The sequence below is a fragment of the Variovorax humicola genome, from assembly GCF_037889915.1.
GTDB lineage: Bacteria > Pseudomonadota > Gammaproteobacteria > Burkholderiales > Burkholderiaceae_C > Variovorax > Variovorax humicola.
This window is the reverse complement of the sequence record NZ_JBBKZV010000007.1, coordinates 14,319-31,254: the sequence shown is the minus strand read 5'-3', so window position 1 is coordinate 31,254 and position 16,936 is coordinate 14,319. Positions and strand designations below refer to the sequence as shown.

At 65.4% G+C, this 16,936-nt stretch carries 17 protein-coding genes; 5 read left to right on the top strand and 12 right to left on the bottom strand.

What is annotated here, in order from left to right; all coding sequences use genetic code 11:
• Positions 1-20: 20 nt before the first annotated feature.
• From WKW80_RS14200 to WKW80_RS14165, 8 genes are all read right to left on the bottom strand, one after another.
• Complete coding sequence (locus tag WKW80_RS14200) at positions 21-722, bottom strand: ABC transporter ATP-binding protein (RefSeq protein ID WP_340364218.1); 702 nt, start codon at positions 720-722, stop codon at positions 21-23.
• 253 nt (positions 723-975) lie between these two features.
• The gene (locus tag WKW80_RS14195) at positions 976-1,719 is read right to left on the bottom strand and encodes an ABC transporter ATP-binding protein (protein WP_340364217.1); all 744 of its coding nucleotides are present in this window, start codon (positions 1,717-1,719) and stop codon (positions 976-978) included.
• A gap of 178 nt (positions 1,720-1,897) precedes the next feature.
• Positions 1,898-2,851 carry a branched-chain amino acid ABC transporter permease gene (locus tag WKW80_RS14190; protein WP_340364216.1) on the bottom strand — a complete coding sequence of 318 codons (954 nt, stop codon included), beginning with the start codon at positions 2,849-2,851 and terminating at the stop codon, positions 1,898-1,900.
• A gap of 124 nt (positions 2,852-2,975) precedes the next feature.
• Positions 2,976-3,845 (bottom strand): branched-chain amino acid ABC transporter permease, encoded by an 870-nt coding sequence (locus tag WKW80_RS14185; RefSeq protein WP_340364215.1) that lies wholly within the window; start codon positions 3,843-3,845, stop codon positions 2,976-2,978.
• Between the two features lie 124 nt (positions 3,846-3,969).
• A complete protein-coding gene (locus tag WKW80_RS14180) occupies positions 3,970-5,136 on the bottom strand; it encodes an ABC transporter substrate-binding protein (RefSeq protein WP_340364214.1) in 1,167 nt (388 codons plus the stop codon).
• Positions 5,133-5,930, bottom strand: a complete 798-nt coding sequence (locus WKW80_RS14175) for an alpha/beta fold hydrolase (protein ID WP_340364213.1) — start codon at positions 5,928-5,930, stop codon at positions 5,133-5,135. Before WKW80_RS14175 ends, WKW80_RS14180 begins: the two co-directional genes overlap by 4 nt.
• A complete protein-coding gene (locus WKW80_RS14170; RefSeq protein ID WP_340364212.1) occupies positions 5,927-7,480 on the bottom strand; it encodes a benzoate-CoA ligase family protein in 1,554 nt (517 codons plus the stop codon). Before WKW80_RS14170 ends, WKW80_RS14175 begins: the two co-directional genes overlap by 4 nt.
• 47 nt (positions 7,481-7,527) lie before the next feature.
• Positions 7,528-7,992, bottom strand: coding sequence for a 4-hydroxylaminobenzoate lyase (locus WKW80_RS14165; protein ID WP_340364211.1), 465 nt, complete (start codon positions 7,990-7,992; stop codon positions 7,528-7,530).
• A gap of 168 nt (positions 7,993-8,160) precedes the next feature.
• On the opposite strand from WKW80_RS14165, the gene WKW80_RS14160 reads away from it, so the two are divergent.
• The 5 genes from WKW80_RS14160 to WKW80_RS14140 all read left to right on the top strand — a co-directional run bounded on the left by WKW80_RS14160 (position 8,161) and on the right by WKW80_RS14140 (position 14,151).
• Positions 8,161-9,072, top strand: coding sequence for a helix-turn-helix transcriptional regulator (locus WKW80_RS14160; protein WP_340364210.1), 912 nt, complete (start codon positions 8,161-8,163; stop codon positions 9,070-9,072).
• A gap of 144 nt (positions 9,073-9,216) precedes the next feature.
• Positions 9,217-10,896: a 2,3-epoxybenzoyl-CoA dihydrolase gene (boxC, locus tag WKW80_RS14155; protein WP_340364209.1), complete on the top strand. Its 1,680-nt coding sequence runs from the start codon at positions 9,217-9,219 to the stop codon at positions 10,894-10,896.
• Positions 10,897-10,941: 45 nt separating this feature from the next.
• The gene (boxB, locus tag WKW80_RS14150) at positions 10,942-12,369 is read left to right on the top strand and encodes a benzoyl-CoA 2,3-epoxidase subunit BoxB (RefSeq protein ID WP_340364208.1); all 1,428 of its coding nucleotides are present in this window, start codon (positions 10,942-10,944) and stop codon (positions 12,367-12,369) included.
• A 50-nt stretch (positions 12,370-12,419) separates the two neighbouring features.
• Positions 12,420-13,694: a benzoyl-CoA 2,3-epoxidase subunit BoxA gene (gene boxA / locus WKW80_RS14145; RefSeq protein WP_340364207.1), complete on the top strand. Its 1,275-nt coding sequence runs from the start codon at positions 12,420-12,422 to the stop codon at positions 13,692-13,694.
• A gap of 19 nt (positions 13,695-13,713) precedes the next feature.
• Entirely contained in the window at positions 13,714-14,151 is a 438-nt protein-coding gene (locus WKW80_RS14140; RefSeq protein WP_340364206.1) for a MaoC family dehydratase, read from the top strand.
• Positions 14,152-14,175: 24 nt separating this feature from the next.
• Here the strand turns inward: WKW80_RS14140 and WKW80_RS14135 are convergent, their stop codons facing one another.
• The 4 genes from WKW80_RS14135 to WKW80_RS14120 all read right to left on the bottom strand — a co-directional run bounded on the left by WKW80_RS14135 (position 14,176) and on the right by WKW80_RS14120 (position 16,919).
• Positions 14,176-14,949 carry an enoyl-CoA hydratase/isomerase family protein gene (locus WKW80_RS14135; protein ID WP_340364205.1) on the bottom strand — a complete coding sequence of 258 codons (774 nt, stop codon included), beginning with the start codon at positions 14,947-14,949 and terminating at the stop codon, positions 14,176-14,178.
• 61 nt (positions 14,950-15,010) lie between these two features.
• The gene (locus WKW80_RS14130) at positions 15,011-15,265 is read right to left on the bottom strand and encodes a hypothetical protein (RefSeq protein WP_340364204.1); all 255 of its coding nucleotides are present in this window, start codon (positions 15,263-15,265) and stop codon (positions 15,011-15,013) included.
• Positions 15,266-15,619: 354 nt separating this feature from the next.
• The gene (locus WKW80_RS14125) at positions 15,620-15,934 is read right to left on the bottom strand and encodes a YciI family protein (protein ID WP_340364203.1); all 315 of its coding nucleotides are present in this window, start codon (positions 15,932-15,934) and stop codon (positions 15,620-15,622) included.
• Between the two features lie 19 nt (positions 15,935-15,953).
• Positions 15,954-16,919, bottom strand: a complete 966-nt coding sequence (locus WKW80_RS14120) for a Bug family tripartite tricarboxylate transporter substrate binding protein (protein WP_340364202.1) — start codon at positions 16,917-16,919, stop codon at positions 15,954-15,956.
• Positions 16,920-16,936 lie beyond the last annotated feature (17 nt).

The following is a 16,936-nucleotide window of genomic DNA, read 5'->3' as shown; positions in this document are numbered from 1 at the left end:
CGCTCGCGCCGGGCGCATCGTCAGACGCCGAGCAGTGCCGACAAGGCTTCGGGCGAGGCAGCCAGTGCGCCCGATTCAGAGGCCAGCACGATCCGGCCCTTTTCCATGACGACGGCGCGATCGGTGTGCGCAAGCACCTTGCGCCAATCGCGGTCGACGATGAGCGTTGCGATGCCGGTCGTGCGGATGTCGGCGATCACGCGCCAGATCTCCGCCACGATCAGCGGCGCCAGGCCTTCGGTGGCCTCGTCGAGGATCAGCAGGCGCGGGTTCGTCATCAACGCGCGGCCGATCGACAGCATCTGCTGCTCTCCGCCCGAGAGTTGCTGGCCGCCGTGCGAGAGCCGTTCGGTGAGGCGCGGAAACGTCGCCATCACGCGCTCGAAGGTCCATGCACGCTGGCCGTCGATGCCGGGGCGTGCGCTCATCAAGAGGTTCTCCTTGACCGAGAGATTCGGAAAGATGCCCCGGCCTTCGGGCACGTAGCCAATGCCACGCCGCGCCATCTTCTCCGGCGCCCAGCCGGTCACGTCCTGACCGTCGAGCTTCACGTGGCCCGAAGCCGGGCGCACATAGCCCATCAGCGTGCGGATCAGCGTGGTCTTGCCCATGCCGTTGCGTCCGAGAAGGCCGACGGATATCGATGCCGGCAGCTCGACATCGACGCCGCGCAGGATGTGGCTGTCGCCGTAGTAGGTGTTGATGCCTTGGACCTGGAGCATGTCAGTGCCCGCCCGGCCGCCCGAAGGGCACTGAGGCCCCCCTTCGGAGACAGCGATATACGAAGACAAAGTGATGAGCGCAGGGGCAAGTCATGTCAGTGCTCCATGACGCTGGAGCGTCTTGCGCGACGCTTGAAACCAGGACGAGCATGGCGAGGTCTGTTCGTGGGCACCCGGGGAACCGGCTTCGCCGGGCCGCTGGGTGCGCCCCCTCGAGGGGGAGGCGCCGCAGGCGCTTCGGGGGTGTTTCATCCTATTCCTCGCCCAGGTAAGCGGTTCTGACTTCGACGTTGTTGCGGATCGAGTCCGGATCGCCGGTTGCGATGACGGTGCCGTTGACCATCACCGTGATGCGGTCCGCGATGCGAAATACCGCGTCCATGTCGTGCTCCACCAGCAGGATCGCATGCGATGCCTTCAACTGCGTGAGCAGCGCCAGCATGCGTTCGGTTTCCTCGGCGCCCATGCCGGCGAGCGGTTCGTCCAGCAGCAGCACACGCGGCCGCGTGGCCAGGCACATCGCCACTTCGAGCTGCCGCTTGGCGCCATGGCTCAGCGTGCCGGCAATGCGCTGCGCGTCGGCTGACAGGCCGGCGGCGGCCAGTGCTTCCTCGGCGGCTGCATTGCTGGTGGCGCAGCGTCGCGAGGCTTCCCAGATGGCCCAGGGCTTCGGCGCCGCCGCCTGCGCCGACAGGCGGCAGTTTTCGTGCACGGAAAACTCCGGAAAGATCGTCGTGCGCTGGTAGCTGCGTCCGACGCCGTCGCGCGCCCGGCGCGATTGGGCGCGCGTCGTGATTTCCTCGCCTTCCAGCTTGATGCAGCCCTCGGATGCGGCGATTTCGCCGGAGAGCATGTTGATCAGCGTCGACTTGCCCGCGCCATTGGTGCCGATGACCGCATGCACTTCGCCCTGGTGCAAATCGATGTTCACCGCGTTCACGGCCACAAGCCCGCCGAAGCGGCGCGTCAGTTTCTCGACGCCGAGCAGTGCGTTCATTGAATAACCTCCGTGCTGCGCACTGCGTCGCGCGCACCTTCGGGCGGCCGTGCGGTGAATTCGAAAACCTCCGCGCTGCGCACTGCGGTGCGAGCACCTTCGGGCGGCCGTGCGGTGAATTGGAAAACCTCCGTGCTGCGCACTGCGGTCCGAGCACCTTCGGGCGGCCGTGCGGTGCTCATGTCGCTCCCCTCGGTGAGAAGCGCGAAGCAATGCCGATGATGCCCTTCGGCAGCAATGCGACGAACGCGATGATCGCGATGCCGAGCGTCAATTGCCAATGGTCCGCCAGCGGTCCGACGAATGCCTGTGTCGACAGGAATTCCTTCAGCAGCGTGAACGCCACTGCGCCGATCACTGCGCCGCGCAGATGGCCGAGTCCGCCAAGAATGATCATCAGCAGCACCTCGCCCGAGTTGTGCCAGGCCAGAAGCTCGGGGTTGACCACGCCGTCGCGCGAGGCCACGAGGAAGCCGGCCAGCCCGGCCAGTGCGCCCGCGATCACGAAGGCCGCAAGCTTGTAGCCATACACCGGAAACCCGGCCGCGCGCATGCGCTGTTCGTTGACGCGGATGCCCGCCAGGGCGGCACCGAAGCGCGAGCGGCGGATCAGTGCCAGCAAGCCATACGTGAAGACCAGCGCGGCCAGCACCGCATAGAACTGCGCATACCTGTTGTCCAGGTCGATCGAGCCGAGGACCGGCCGGATGTACATGTAGACGCCGTCGCTGCCACCCCCGACCTTGGTGTCGTGGAACACGAAGAAAGCCATTTGCGCGAACGCCAGCGTGACCATGATGAAGTACACGCCGCGCGTACGCAGGCTGAGCGCGCCGACGACCAGCGCATACGCCGCGGCGCAACCCATCGCCAACGGCAGCAGCGTCGAGATCGAGCCGCCTTCCTTGCCCGAGCCGAGCACGGTGGCATACGCGCCGATGCCGTAGAACGCCGCATGTCCCAGGCTCACCAGCCCCGTCATGCCGACCAGCAGTTCGAGGCTCAACGCGAAGATCGAGAGGATCATCACCTTGACGATGAAGTCCGAGACGTACGGGCTCATCATCGGCCCGAGCAGCGCGAGGATGAGCGCGCAGGCCAGGGGCAGGCTGTTCGACAGCAGGTTTTTCATATCGTTCGGTGCGCACTGGGCAAGTTCGGGAAACACCGCGGAACCAGCTTTGCCGGGCCGCTGGTGTTGCCCCCGGCGAGGGGGATGGCGAAGCGACACGAAGTGCGCGCAGCTTGGGGGTGAGTCATCTTTTTCCCATCAGGCCTTCGGGGCGCCAGATCAGCACGATGGCCATCAGCACGTACACACCCATGCCGCTCAACTCGGCGAAGAACACCTTGCCGAAGGTGTCGACGAACCCTACGAGCAGCGATGCAACCAGCGCGCCGGTGATCGAGCCGATGCCGCCGATCACCACCACAACGAAGCAGATGATCAGCACGCTCGCGCCCATGCCCGGGTACACCGACGACATCGGCGCCGCGATCATGCCGGCCAGCGCCGCGAGCGCCACGCCGGCCGCGAACACGATGCGGTACAGCCTTCGGATGTCGATACCCAGCCCGCGCACCATGTCGCGGTTGCTTGCGCCGGCCCGCACCATCATGCCGAGCCGCGTCCGGTTCACCACCCAGTAGAGCCCGATCGCGAGCACGATGCACGCAGCCGAGGCGAAGAGCCGGTACCACGGGTAGCTCATGAGGTCGCCAAGCGCGAAGCTGCCGTCCAGCCAGGGCGGCACCTTTACGCCATGCACGTCGTTGCCGATGAGGATCGAGCGCAATTCCTCGAACACCAGGATGAGCCCATAGGTCATCAGCACCTGCTGCAGGTGGTCACGCTGGTAGAGGTAGCTGAAGAATGCCCATTCGAGCAGGTAGCCGAACACCGCCGCCAGCACCACGCCGGCCACCAGCATCACGATGAACTGGTCGCCGAACAGCGGCGACAGCGCAAACGCCATGTAGGCGCCGATCATGTAGAAGCTGCCGTGCGCCAGGTTGATGACGCCCATGATCCCGAAGATCAGCGTCAGACCCGAGGCGACAAGAAACAGCAGCAGGCCGTATTGAACGGCGTTCAGGCACTGAACGAGGAAAGTTCCAATATCCACCGGGCACTTCCGTATACGCATTCATTCGTGAAACGCCGCGGAACCGGCTTTGCCGGGCCGCTGGCGTTGCAAGGGGGTGGGAGGAGCGATACGCAGTATCGCGGAGCCTGGGGGCGAGCAATACCTACAGCTTGCAGCCGCGGCCGGGGTCGCTCAGGCCCTTCACGGCGACATTCACCAGCTTGTTCTCCTTGCCTTCAACCTTGCGCAGGTAGAAATCCTGCACCGGGTTGTGCGACTTGCTCACGGTGAAAGGGCCCCGCGGGCTGTCGATCTTCGCCTTTTCGATGGCGCCGGCGAACTCGGCCTTCTTGCTCAGGTCGCCCTTCACCGCGTTCATGCCGATGGCCAGCATTTGCGCCGCGTCGTAGCCCTGCACCGCATACACGTCGGGCTGCAGCTTGAACTTGGTGGCGTAGGCCGTGCGGAAGCTGGTGTCGCGCGCGGTGTTCAGGCCATCCGCGTAGTGCAGCGTGGTCAGCATGCCTTGCGCCGCATCGCCTTGCGCGTCGAGCGTGCCGTCGGTGAGGAAGCCCGGGCCGTACAGCGGGATCGTCTTGTTGAGGCCGGCCGCCGCGTAATCCTTGACGAACTTCACCGCGCCGCCGCCGGCATAGAAGGCATAGACGGCATCGGGCTTGGCCGCCGCGATCTCGGTCAGCAGCGCCTGGAATTCCACGTTGGGGAAGGGCACCGTCAGGTCCTTGATGACCTTGCCGCCGCCTTTTTCGAAGCCTTCCTTGAACCCGGCCACCGACTCGTCGCCCGCAGCGTATTTCCAGGTGATGGTCATCGCGCGCTTCTTGCCCTGCTTGGCCGCGACTTCGCCCATCGCAAACGCCGGTTGCCAGTTCGAGAACGAACTGCGGAAGATGTTCGGCGCGCACATCGGGCCGGTCACGGCGTCGGCGCCCGCGTTGGGCACGATCAGGACGGTGCCGCTTTCCTTGGCGGCCTTCGCCATGGCCATGGCAACGCCCGAATGCACGGTGCCGATGATCACGTCGACGTTGTCGCGCTTGATGAGCTTGTTGACGTTGTCGGTGGCCTTGGCCGGGTCGGACTCGTCGTCGACCTTGACGTATTCGATCTCGCGGCCGGCGAGCTTGCCGCCGAGTTCATCGACGTGCAGCCTGAAGCCGTTCTCGATGGCCACGCCGAGCGCCGTGTAGGTGCCGCTGTAGGGCAGCATGAGGCCGACCTTCAGCTTGCCTTGCTGGGCATGGCCGAGCGTGGCAATGCAGGCCAATGCGAGCGCGGTGAGGGTGGTGCGAGCGATGCGATGACTCATGGTTTGGGGCTCCGATTCTGGTCAATGAACGTAACTGCCGAGACTATTGCCTGTTCCGGCTGATCGCGGTGTGGGGAATGCCCGCAGTCGGCCAACTCGACCCGTTGCGTTTGCGGCGCGCGGCGGGCAATGCCGCGGATCTGTTCCAGCGTGCCGTATTCGTCGTCGATGCCCTGGATGGCGAGCACCGGGCAGCGAATGCCGGCAAGTTCGGCTTCGATGTTCCATTGGCGGAAGGGCGGATGCAGCCAGATGCGGTTCCAGCCCCAGAAGGCCGAATCGGCGCTGTCGTGGTACTTGCCGAGCCGTTGCGGCAGGTCGGTGGTCTCGTAGGCCGTGCGCGCTTCCTCGATGTTGGCGACCGTCACGTCTTCCACGAAGATGTGCGGCGCGACAACCACGATGCCGGCCACCTTGTCCGGGAAGCGCGCGGCGTAGAGCAGGGCGATGGAGCCGCCGTCGCTGTGGCCGAAGAGCCAGGGCTTTTCGTGAAGGCCGATCGCTTCGAAGAACGCCGGCAGCACTTCATAAGCCTGGCGATGCATGAAGTCGATATCCCAGCGTTCGTCTTCGTCGCGCGGCGTCGATCGTCCATATGCGGGGCGTGAGAACACCAGTCCGCGAAAGCCGCCGGCATCGCACAGTTGCTGCGGAAAATCCTTCCACATCGCAACCGAACCCAGGCCTTCGTGCAGGAAGACGACCAGCGGCGCGTCGGTGCGCCCGGGTGCAATGCGCACGTATTCGATGCACACCTCACGCTCCCGCCAGCGGATGCCGGCGAATTCGGTCAAGCCTGCTTCTCCCGGTCCCGCAGCCGGAAGCGCTGGATCTTCCCGGTCGCCGTCTTCGGCAATTCCTCGATGAATTCGATGAAGCGCGGGTACTTGTATGGCGCAAGCCGTTCCTTCACGAAGGCCTTGAGTTCGTCGTCGCTCGCCGACTGCCCGGCCTTCAGCACCACGTACGCCTTGGTCTTGGTCAGCCCGTCCGCGTCTTCCTTGCCGATCACCGCGGCCTCGAGCACGGCCGGGTGCAGCATCAGCGTCGACTCGACCTCGAATGGCGAGACATAGATGCCGCTGACCTTCAGCATGTCGTCGCTGCGCCCGGCGTAGGTGTAGTAGCCGTCGGCGTCGCGCGAGTACTTGTCGCCGCTGCGGGTCCAGCCTTCCCGGAAGGTGTCGCGCGTTTTCTCGGGGTTGCCCCAGTACATCAGCGCGGCGCTCGGGCCCTTGATGAAGAGGTCACCGACCTCGCCGACGGCCACCGGCTTGCCGTCTTCGCCGCGCAGTTCGATTTCGTAGCCGGCAACGGGCTTGCCGGTGGTGCCGTAGCGAATGTCGCCCGGACGGTTTGAAATGAAGACGTGAAGCATCTCGGTCGAGCCGATGCCGTCGATGATCTCGCAGCCGAAGTGCGACTTGAAGCGCTGCGCGATTTCACCCGGCAGCGCCTCGCCGGCGGACGAGCACATGCGCAACGCAACCTTGTCCCGCGCCGGCAGGGCAGGCGACGCCAGCATGCCCGCGAAGCCGGTGGGTGCGCCGAAGAAGACGGTCGGCTTGATGTCATTCGCAGTCCAGCGCTTGAACGTGGCATCCGGCGTCGGCCGCTCGGCCATGAGCACCACGGTCGCGCCGACCGACAGCGGAAAGGTGAGGGCGTTGCCCAGGCCGTAGGCGAAGTACAGCTTCGCCGCGGAAAAGCAGACGTCGTCCTCCTTCAGCCCAAGCACCGGCTTGCCGAACAGTTCCGCCGTCCACCACGGGTTGGCATGCGTGTGCACGGTGCCCTTGGGCCGCCCGGTCGAGCCGGAGGAGTAGAGCCAGAAGGCGTGGTCCTGCGGCGCGGTCGCGGCGGGCTCGGCCAGCGGCGTGGAAGCAGCGATGGCTGCGCCGATGCTCACCGCGCCGGGCGGCAGTTCGCCCGCTGGATGCGACACGAACAACTGCCCGACCTGGTTCGGCCCCTTCGCCATCGCCTGCTGCAGCATGCCGAGCAACGCGCCCGACACCAGCGCGGCCTTGGCCCCGCTGTGGTCGAGCATGTAGGCGTAGTCGTCGGCGGTGAGCATCGTGTTGACCGCGACCGGCACGATGCCCGCATAAAGGCAGCCGAGAAAGCTCACTGGCCAGTCATTGCTGTCAAGCTGGAGCAGCAGCACGCGGTCATCCCGCCGGATGCCTGCGCCGAGCAATGCCGACGCAAAACGCCGGGCGCGGTCTTCCAACTCGCCGTAAGTCATCGCGCCGTGGTCGTCGACATAGGCGACTTTCTGCGCGCGGCCCCGGTTGAGCGCGAACAGGTGCTCCGCGAAGTTGAAGGTCTGGGGCAAGGCCATTGCGTTTGTCTCCTCGGCTTCGTTGTGCTTCTTCCTCAGGCAATGCGTCACCTGGTGAACTGGATCTGGCCTTCCGGCAGCAGATAGAGAACCAGCGCGCGGCCCGATGCAACGGTCGGGCAGTGCGCGCTGCCGGGTGGATAGACGCACCAGCCGGCGGGCCGCTCGTCGAAGGTCGCATCGCCTTCGAGCGGCATGATGAGATCGATCTCGCCGTGAGGATGGCTGTGGTGCGGGCCGGCAATGTCCTGCATGTCGACCACGTCGACGGAAAAGCGCTGCAACGCATCCTCCGGCTTGAAGACTCGCCCGTAACGGATGCCGCCGCCTTCGCGGTCGCACAACCAGCCCTGTGCTACGCCTTCGATGCAGGCTTGCTTCAAGCCTTCGAAGCTCGGCGTTCCGGCGCCATGGTGGGCGTTGAGCCACCCGTCGAGTTCCTGGTCGAGTGGCCGGCCGGCAATCTCGGCCGAGAGGCTGGCGACTAGTTGGTGAAAGGATTCTTTGGACATCGTTGGAGGGTCTTCTGGGGTGTGGAGACTTGTGGCGAGCTTGCGGTAAGTCGCCATGTGCAGTATCTTGCCTGTGAGAAACGATACGCAGGCACTCAAACGCTGTCAAGCAATATAGTGCATCCATGGTGTTAACCCCGAGATGCCATCCAGGAAGGAAGGATTCATATGAATGAGCGAGCCGACGTGGCCGTGAGCGTCGCCGAGGAAGAAATGAAGAACCCGTTGCTGGTGGCCCTGGGCGAGCGCGTGCGCAACCTGCGCGCGCGCCGGGGCCTGACCCGCAAGGCAGTCGCATTGAGTGCGGGCGTCTCCGAGCGTCACCTTGCGAACCTGGAATACGGCACCGGCAACGCGTCGATCCTGGTGCTGCAGCAGGTGTCCACCGCGCTGCAGTGTTCGCTTGCGGAGTTGCTCGGCGATGTGACGACCCGTTCCCCGGAATGGCTGCTGATCCGCGAGTTGCTGGAGCGGCGCGGCGAAGCGGATTTGCGGCGCGCGCGCATCGCATTGAGCGAACTGCTGGATTCGCCTTCCAGCGATCCGGCACGCAGCCGGCGGATTGCATTGATCGGCTTGCGCGGCGCCGGCAAGTCCACGCTCGGCCAGATGCTGGCGGACGATCTGGAAGTGCCATTCATCGAACTGAGCCGCGAGATCGAGAAGATCGCCGGCTGCAGCGTGCGCGAGATCCACGACCTCTATGGCACCAATGCCTACCGCCGCTACGAACGGCGCGCGCTGGAGGAAGCGGTGCAGATCTACGGCGAGGTGGTGATTGCCACACCCGGCGGCATCGTCTCCGACCCGGCCACCTTCAACGAGTTGCTGGCCCATTGCCTCACCGTGTGGCTGCAGGCCGCGCCCGAGGAGCACATGGGCCGTGTCGCTGCCCAGGGCGATACCCGTCCCATGGCGGCCAGCAAGGAGGCGATGGACGACTTGCGCCGCATCCTGACCGGCCGCGCCGCTTTCTATTCCAAGGCCGATCTCACCGTCGACACATCGGGCCGCGACCTCGCGCAAAGCTTCCAGGCCTTGCGCGCCGCTGTCCGCGAGAGCCTGTCCGAACCTGCCTGAGCCTTCACGGTCGCCAAATTTGTAATAAATCGATGCAAACATTGACCTGCCACAAAACATGCATAATGATGCATGTCATGGCGGAAGATTCAATCCGTTTTCTGCATTATTATTCCTATATTCATCGCCCCAGGAGACCTCGAAATGACTGAAACCGCTACCGCGCCGGCTTCCGTGGACTACCGCACCGACCCGACCCAATACCGCCACTGGAAGCTCGGCGTCGAGGGCGCCGTGGCGCGTCTGACCCTGGACATTGCCGAAGACGGCGGCATCCGCCCCGGCTACAAGCTCAAGCTCAACAGCTACGACCTGGGCGTGGACATCGAACTCAACGACGCGCTGAACCGCGTGCGCTTCGAGCATCCGGAAGTGCGCTCCGTCATCGTCACCAGCGCCAAGGACCGCATCTTCTGTTCGGGCGCCAACATCTTCATGCTGGGTGTGTCGAGCCACAGCTGGAAGGTGAACTTCTGCAAGTTCACGAACGAAACGCGCAACGGCATCGAAGACACGTCGAAGCATTCGGGCATCAAGTTCCTGGCGGCGGTGAATGGCGCTTGTGCCGGCGGCGGTTACGAACTGGCATTGGCCTGCGACGAGATCTACCTGGTGGACGACCGCTCGTCGTCGGTCTCGCTGCCCGAGGTGCCGCTGCTGGGCGTGCTGCCCGGAACCGGCGGCCTGACGCGCGTGACCGACAAGCGCCATGTGCGCCACGACCTGGCCGACATCTTCTGCACCAGCGTCGAAGGCGTGCGCGGGCAGCGTGCGGTCGACTGGCGGCTGGTCGACAAGGTGGTCAAGCCTGCGCAATTCGCGGCCACGGTGCAGCAGCGTGCGGTCGAGTTGGGCGAGAAGAGCATTCGTCCGCAAGCCGGCACGGGCGCCAGGGGCGTGGCCCTGACCCGCATCGAGCGCGAAGACGGCGAGAACGGTCTGCGCTACAAGCATGTGCAGGTCGAGATCGATCGGGCAGGGCGCACCGCAACCTTCACCATCCATGCGCCGGCCGGCGCGCAGCCGACAGACATCGCCGGCATCGAGGCCGCAGGCGGTTCGTGGTGGCCGTTCGCGATGGCGCGCGAACTCGACGACGCGATCCTCTGTATGCGTACCAACGAACTCGACATCGGCACCTGGGTGCTCAAGACCAAGGGCGATCCGGCGGCAGTGCTGGCCAGCGACGCGACGATGCTGGCCAACGAAAGCCACTGGTTCGTGCGCGAAACCATCGGCCTGCTGCGTCGGACGATGGCGCGCCTGGACGTGTCGTCGCGCAGCCTGTTCGCGTTGATCGACTCCGACTCCTGCTTCGCGGGCAGCCTGGCCGAACTGGCCTTTGCCGCCGACCGTGCCTACATGCTCGCGCTGCCCGACGATCCGGAACACGCGCCAAAGTTGTCCCTGAACGAAGTCAACTTCGGCAAGCTGCCGATGGTCAATGACCAAAGCCGCCTGCAACGTCGGTTCTACGAGGAAGAGGCGCCGCTCGCCGCCGCGCGCTCCGCGATCGGCCGCGAACTCGATGCCGACGAGGCACTCAAGCTCGGCCTCGTCACCGCCGCCCCCGACGACATCGACTGGGCCGACGAAATCCGCATCGCACTCGAAGAGCGCGCCGCCATGTCGCCCGACTCGCTGACCGGCCTCGAAGCCAACCTGCGCTTCGCCCAGCGCGAGAACATGAACACCCGCATCTTCGGCAGGCTCACCGCCTGGCAGAACTGGATCTTCAACCGCCCCAACGCGGTCGGCGAAAAGGGCGCGCTCAAGGTCTACGGCACCGGCGAGAAGGCCGGCTTCGACCTGAACCGCGTCTGAGCCAACAGTCATAACGTCCGGAAACCACTTCCCAAAGGGCCAGCGATGAGCACGATCAACTACAGCGAGAAGATTCCCAACAACGTCAACCTCGGCGAAGACCGCACGCTGCAGCGCGCGCTCGAAGGCTGGCAGCCCAACTTCATCCATTGGTGGGACGACGTCGGCCCGGACGGCTCGACCAACTACGACGTGTACCTGCGCACGGCGGTGAGCGTCGATCCGCAAGGCTGGGCCCAGTTCGGCCACGTCAAGATGCGCGACTACCGCTGGGGCATCTTCCTGAACCCGGGCGATGCCAACCGCGAAGTCCATTTCGGCGACCACAAGGGCGAGAAGGCCTGGCAGGACGTGCCCGGCGAGCACCGCGCCAACCTGCGCCGCATCATCGTCACGCAGGGCGACACCGAGCCGGCTTCGGTCGAGCAGCAGCGCCATCTGGGCCTCACCGCGCCCAGCATGTACGACATGCGCAACCTGTTCCAGATCAACGTGGAAGAGGGCCGCCACCTGTGGGCCATGGTCTACCTGCTGCACAAGCACTTCGGCCGCGACGGCCGGGAGGAGGCCGAAGCGCTGCTGCAGCGCCAGTCGGGCGACCAGGACAACCCGCGCATCCTCGGCGCCTTCAACGAGAAGACGCCGGACTGGCTGGCCTTCTTCATGTTCACCTACTTCACCGACCGCGACGGCAAGTTCCAGCTGTCGGCGTTGGCGGAGAGCGCATTCGATCCGCTGGCACGCACGACCAAGTTCATGCTGACCGAAGAGGCGCACCACATGTTCGTCGGCGAAAGCGGCGTGTCGCGCGTGCTGTCGCGCACCGCGGCCGTCATGAACGAACTGAAGACCGACGACCCGCAGAAGGTGCGCGCAGCCGGCGCCATCGACCTCGGCACGATCCAGCGCTACCTGAACTTCCACTACAGCGTGACCATCGACCTGTTCGGCGCCGACCAGTCGAGCAATGCGGCCACCTTCTACAGCTCGGGCCTGAAGGGCCGCTACGAGGAAGGCAAGCGCACCGACGACCACATCCTCAAGGGCCAGACCTACAAGGTGCTCGAGGTGAAGGACGGCCAGCTCCTCGAGAAAGACGTGCCGATGCTCAACGCGCTCAACGAAGTGCTGCGCGACGACTTCATCAAGGACTCCGTCGCCGGCGTCGGCCGCTGGAACAAGGTGCTCGAAAAGGCCGGTATCCCGACGCGCCTGGTCGTGCCGCACAAGGCCTTCAACCGCCAGATCGGCGCGCTGGCCGGCATCAAGATGTCGCCCGAAGGCCGCGTGGTCAACGAGCAGGAATGGGCCGCGAAGAAGAGCGAATGGTTGCCGACGCCCGAGGACTTCGCATTCGTGGCATCGTTGATGGGACGCGTCGTCGAGCCCGGCAAGTTCGCCGGCTGGATCGCGCCGCCGGTGATGGGCATCAACCGCCAGCCGGTCGATTTCGAGTACATCCGCTTCGGCTGATCGAAGAACGGCCCCCTCTCCCGGAGAGGAGCGGGTAAAGGAGACACACGATGAACATGGTCGAAGTCAACGTCATCAAGCAGCACCTGATCGACCCCGAGATCTGCATCCGCTGCAACACCTGCGAAGCCACCTGCCCGGTCGGTGCCATCACGCACGACGACCGCAACTACGTGGTGAACGCGGACGTCTGCAACAGTTGCATGGCCTGCATCTCGCCGTGCCCCACGGGCTCGATCGACAACTGGCGCACCATGCCCGCGGTGCGCGCGTACTCCATCGAAGAGCAACTCACCTGGGACGAACTTCCGGCCGAGCTGACGCCCGAGCAGTTGGAGGCCGAAGGCGTCTCCGCGGACGCCGAGCCGCAGATGCCGCCACCCAGCGCGGCGCCCCAGCCGCCGTCCGAACCCGGCGAACCGGTGTTCAATTCGGCCCAGTACGGCGCCACGACGCCACCCTGGTCCGCCGCGCATGCGTACACCAACCTGCATCCGCCCAAGAAGCCGACGACCGCGACCGTGGTCGGCAACTTCAACTGCACGGAAGCCGGCTTCGAGAACCAGACCCACCACATCGTGCTCGACTTCGGCTCGATGCCGTTCCCGGTGCTGGAAGGCCAGTCGCTCGGCATCATTCCGCCCGGCACGGATGCCAACGGCAAGCCGCACTTCGCACGGCAATACTCGGTCGCCAGCCCGCGCAACGGCGAACGCCCGGGCTACAACAACGTCTCGCTGACGGTCAAGCGCGTCACCGCGGATTACCAGGGCAAGCCCGTGCGCGGCGTCGCAAGCAACTACGTTTGCGACCTCAAGGTGGGCGACAAGGTGCAGGTCGTCGGCCCCTTCGGCGCATCGTTCCTGATGCCCAACCACCCCAGGTCGCACATCATCATGATTTGCACCGGCACCGGCAGCGCGCCGATGCGCGCCATGACCGAATGGCGGCGGCGCCTGCGCAAGAGCGGCAAGTTCGAAGGCGGCAAGCTGATGCTGTTCTTCGGCGCGCGCACGCAGCAGGAACTGCCGTACTTCGGCCCGCTGCAGACGCTGCCGAAGGATTTCATCGACATCAACTTTGCGTTCTCGCGCACGCCGGGGCAACCCAAGCGCTATGTGCAGGACGCGATGCGCTCCCGCGCCGCCGACCTCGCCGAACTGCTGAAGGACGGCCAGTCGCACTTCTACGTGTGCGGCCTGAAGAGCATGGAGGAGGGCGTGGTGCTGGCCCTGCGCGACGTGGCGACGGAAGCCGGCCTGGACTGGGATACCGTTGGCGCCAGCTTGAAGAGCGAAGGCCGGCTGCACCTCGAAACCTATTGAGCCCTACGATCCGGGGCGCATGAAGTTCGCTGAATTCCACGTCGGCCAGTTGATCGAGGCGGGCCCTCACCAGGTCACGGAAGAAGAGGTCCTGTCGTTCGCGCGAAGCTGGGATCCCCAGTGGTTTCACACCGATCCGGCCGCCGCCGGCGAGGGGCCGTTCCAGGGGTTGATCGCGAGCGGATGGCACACCTGCGCGATCGCCATGCGGCTGATTGCCCAAGCCGCACTGGCGGGCTCCGAATCGTTTGCTTCACCAGGACTCAAGTACGTCAAGTGGCCGAAGCCTGTTCGTCCGGGCGATGCACTAAGCCTGGTCGCGGAGGTCGTCGCCGTGCGCACGTCGCGCAGCGGGAAGGCACTTGGCATCCTTGACTGGCGCTGGCAGCTGTTCAACCAGAATGGGGTGGTGGTGCTGGACCTCGAGGCGACCAGCTTGTTCAAGCTTCCTGGTTAGGCCCCTGCGGCCTGTGGCTCGCGCTCAGGGTTTGTGCCGCACGAACGCGTCGACGCGCTGTGCGGTGTCGGGATTCGAGAAGCACGCCATCGCTGCCTGCTCCTCCAGTCCAAGCGCGGCGTCCAGTTGTGCCCGCATCTGCGACGTCATCACTTTCTTGAGTTGCAAGGTCGCCATCTGCGAGCGGTCCGCTACCTGGCCGGCCAGCTCCAACGCAGTCGACAACATTGCGTCGCGCGGAACGACGCGATTGACCAGCCCGAGACGTTGCAGGGCACTCGCATCGAGCCGCTCTCCCAGCACGATCAGTTCCACGGCCCGTTGGTAGCCGACAAGCTGCGGCAGCAGGCGCGTCACCCCGCCCGTCACGAACTGGCCAAGCGCCATCTCCGGAAAGAATGCAACCAGATCGTCGGCGGCAACCACCATGTCGCAATTGAGCACCCATTCGAAGCCTGCGCCCACGGCATATCCGTGGACGGCGCCGATCACGAGCTTGGGTCCAAAGATGATGTCGCGCGTGATCTGCTGGACCTGCGCGCCCATCGCGGCGACGGATTCGCTCGTGGCGGCCTGCTCGGCGAATTCCTTGAGGTCGTCACCGGCGCAAAAGGCGCGGCCCGCGCCGGTCAGGACGATCACCCGCGTATTCGAGTCTGCGTGGGCTTCGACCAGTGCAAGGTGCAGGTCTTCCAGCAGGCGCGCGCCGATGGCGTTGAGGCGTTCGGGGCGATCGAGGGTGACAAGGCTGGCGGCCCCTTGCGTGGCGAGGGAGACAGTGGGCGGTGTCGGCGGCATGGCTTGCTTTCAGGTGTTCAGTCGGCCAGCGAGTGTCGCCCTTGACCTTCGCGGCGCCCCCTCAACCGCCTGCGACGGGTGGCTCGTCGCGGAAGTCCGCATTGCGCGCCAGTACCTCTCGCCCCTTTGGCGTGACCGCGAGAACCTGCGCCGTTTCACGAGCCGATGACGGTGCCGAGTTGTCTGGACTGTGGGGCATCCTGGCGACGATCAACCCCGCGGCTTCCAGGATCATGACGCGGTCGATCTCGTCCTGGGTCCGAAAGGTGACCGGCAACTGCGACGCGGCCAATTGCCTGAGTATTTCCATGGTCATGTGAAGGTCCTCCGTTTCTTGCTGACCCTGCCGAACGTCACCGAAATAACTGTTAGAGGGGCAATTTCAAGAGGGGGATTTCAAGAAGTTCCGAGGGTCTTGAAATCGCGTCGGCGGACCGTAGCTCGGCCCGAAAAGGGGCCTGCTGGTCTTCGGAAAACGCAAACCGGTCGTTGTCGAGGTGAGCAGGCGCACGGCGGTCCACAACAGCGAGCGCTTCGCCGGCGCGTTTTGGCGCGCGATCGCGCTGCAACAAGCCGGACCGATCGTGGCCGCTGCAGCGGCAGCACGCGCAGGCGCAGGCGCAGGCGCGGCGGATCGACGTCAAGTCGTAGGTCGCGCTGGCCCGGTCCGTCAGGAGTTGCTGGCGGACCGCGGTGGTGTGTGCCGCCTGTCGAGGAATGCCTGGCGCCAGGGCAGGATCTGGACCGACGCAAAAAGCTGCCCTTCGCTGAATGGGTCTGCGCCCGCAAATGCCTGCGCCGTTGCCGCGTCCTGGGTGTCGACGATGATCAGGCTCCCAATTGCCTGGCCGCTGTCGTCCAGCACTGCGCCGCCGGCCAGCATCATGTCCTGGCGGGCGATGAGGTAGTCGAGATGCGCGGGCCGGAGCGTCTGCCGCAGCGCCTGGGAACCGGGCTTGTCGAGCGCGAGGATGACGAATGGCATGTGGGACTCCGAGGCTCCCTCAGCTTGGCGTGATGCCGGCTTTCGCGATGATCCTGCCCCAGGTCTGCATCTCGTGGGCGATGAAGGCCTGGAATTCCGCGGGTGTGCTGCCGACCGGCTCGGCGCCGTTGGTCGTCAGGGCTTCCCGGGTGATGGTCGTCTGCAGCGCCTTCCGGACTTCGGCGCTCAGGCGCTCGACGATCGCGGGGTCGGTGCCCGCGGGCGCCAGCAGGCCGGTCCAGGCGCTGACGTCGAAGGGCTTGCCGCTGATCTCGCTCACCGTGCGCACGTCGGGCAGCGACGGAGAACGTCGCGCCGTCGATGTCGCGAGCGCCCGCAGCTTCCCCGACTTCACGAGCGGTGCCGCCGCCACCACGTTCGCGAACATGAGGTCCACATGCCCGCCCATCACGTCCGCGAGCGCGGGGCCGGTGCCTTTGTAGGGTACGTGCGTCATGGAGACGCCCGACTGCAGCGCCAGCAGTTCCATCGACAGGTGATCGGCAGTGCCGCTGCCGGTGGATGCGAAGGCCAGCTTTTTCGTCCTGGCCAACGCGAGCGCATCGTCCATGGACTCGATCGACGATGTGGACGACGCCACCATGATGAAGGGTGCCTGCACGGCAAGGCAGATCGGCGCGAAGGCCTTGACGGTGTCGAAGGGCAGGTTCTTCATCATCCACGGGTTGGTGGCATGCGGAACGCTGGCCACCAGCAAGGTGTAGCCGTCGGGCGCGGCCTTGGCCACGTAGTCGGAGCCGATCACCGTGCTGGCGCCTGGCTTGTTGTCTACGTAGAAGGTTTGCCCGAGCGATTGGGACAGGCTGGCCGCGATCGCGCGCGCAACTACGTCGGTGCCGCCGCCGGCCGTGAAGGGAACCACCACCTTGACCTGCCGGTTCGGATAGGGGCTCGCGGCGCGCGCGGGCATCGCGTTCGAGGCGCAGGCCGCAGCCAGCGCAGTGATGAGTTCGCGACGATTCATGAGTTTCTCCTGGTGCT

Excerpts from the sequence above, each read along its gene's own strand:
- WKW80_RS14200 (WP_340364218.1), bottom strand. The coding sequence starts at position 722 with ATGCTCCAGGTCCAAGGCATCAACACCTACTACGGCGACAGCCACATC.
- WKW80_RS14195 (WP_340364217.1), bottom strand. The coding sequence starts at position 1,719 with ATGAACGCACTGCTCGGCGTCGAGAAACTGACGCGCCGCTTCGGCGGG.
- WKW80_RS14170 (WP_340364212.1), bottom strand. The coding sequence starts at position 7,480 with ATGGCCTTGCCCCAGACCTTCAACTTCGCGGAGCACCTGTTCGCGCTC.
- WKW80_RS14165 (WP_340364211.1), bottom strand. The coding sequence starts at position 7,992 with ATGTCCAAAGAATCCTTTCACCAACTAGTCGCCAGCCTCTCGGCCGAG.
- boxB (WP_340364208.1), top strand. The coding sequence starts at position 10,942 with ATGAGCACGATCAACTACAGCGAGAAGATTCCCAACAACGTCAACCTC.
- WKW80_RS14125 (WP_340364203.1), bottom strand. The coding sequence starts at position 15,934 with ATGCCATTCGTCATCCTCGCGCTCGACAAGCCCGGTTCCCAGGCGCTG.
- WKW80_RS14135 (WP_340364205.1), bottom strand. The coding sequence starts at position 14,949 with ATGCCGCCGACACCGCCCACTGTCTCCCTCGCCACGCAAGGGGCCGCC.
- WKW80_RS14180 (WP_340364214.1), bottom strand. The coding sequence starts at position 5,136 with ATGAGTCATCGCATCGCTCGCACCACCCTCACCGCGCTCGCATTGGCC.
- boxC (WP_340364209.1), top strand. The coding sequence starts at position 9,217 with ATGACTGAAACCGCTACCGCGCCGGCTTCCGTGGACTACCGCACCGAC.
- boxA (WP_340364207.1), top strand. The coding sequence starts at position 12,420 with ATGAACATGGTCGAAGTCAACGTCATCAAGCAGCACCTGATCGACCCC.
- WKW80_RS14160 (WP_340364210.1), top strand. The coding sequence starts at position 8,161 with ATGAATGAGCGAGCCGACGTGGCCGTGAGCGTCGCCGAGGAAGAAATG.
- WKW80_RS14130 (WP_340364204.1), bottom strand. The coding sequence starts at position 15,265 with ATGACCATGGAAATACTCAGGCAATTGGCCGCGTCGCAGTTGCCGGTC.
- WKW80_RS14120 (WP_340364202.1), bottom strand. The coding sequence starts at position 16,919 with ATGAATCGTCGCGAACTCATCACTGCGCTGGCTGCGGCCTGCGCCTCG.
- WKW80_RS14140 (WP_340364206.1), top strand. The coding sequence starts at position 13,714 with ATGAAGTTCGCTGAATTCCACGTCGGCCAGTTGATCGAGGCGGGCCCT.
- WKW80_RS14190 (WP_340364216.1), bottom strand. The coding sequence starts at position 2,851 with ATGAAAAACCTGCTGTCGAACAGCCTGCCCCTGGCCTGCGCGCTCATC.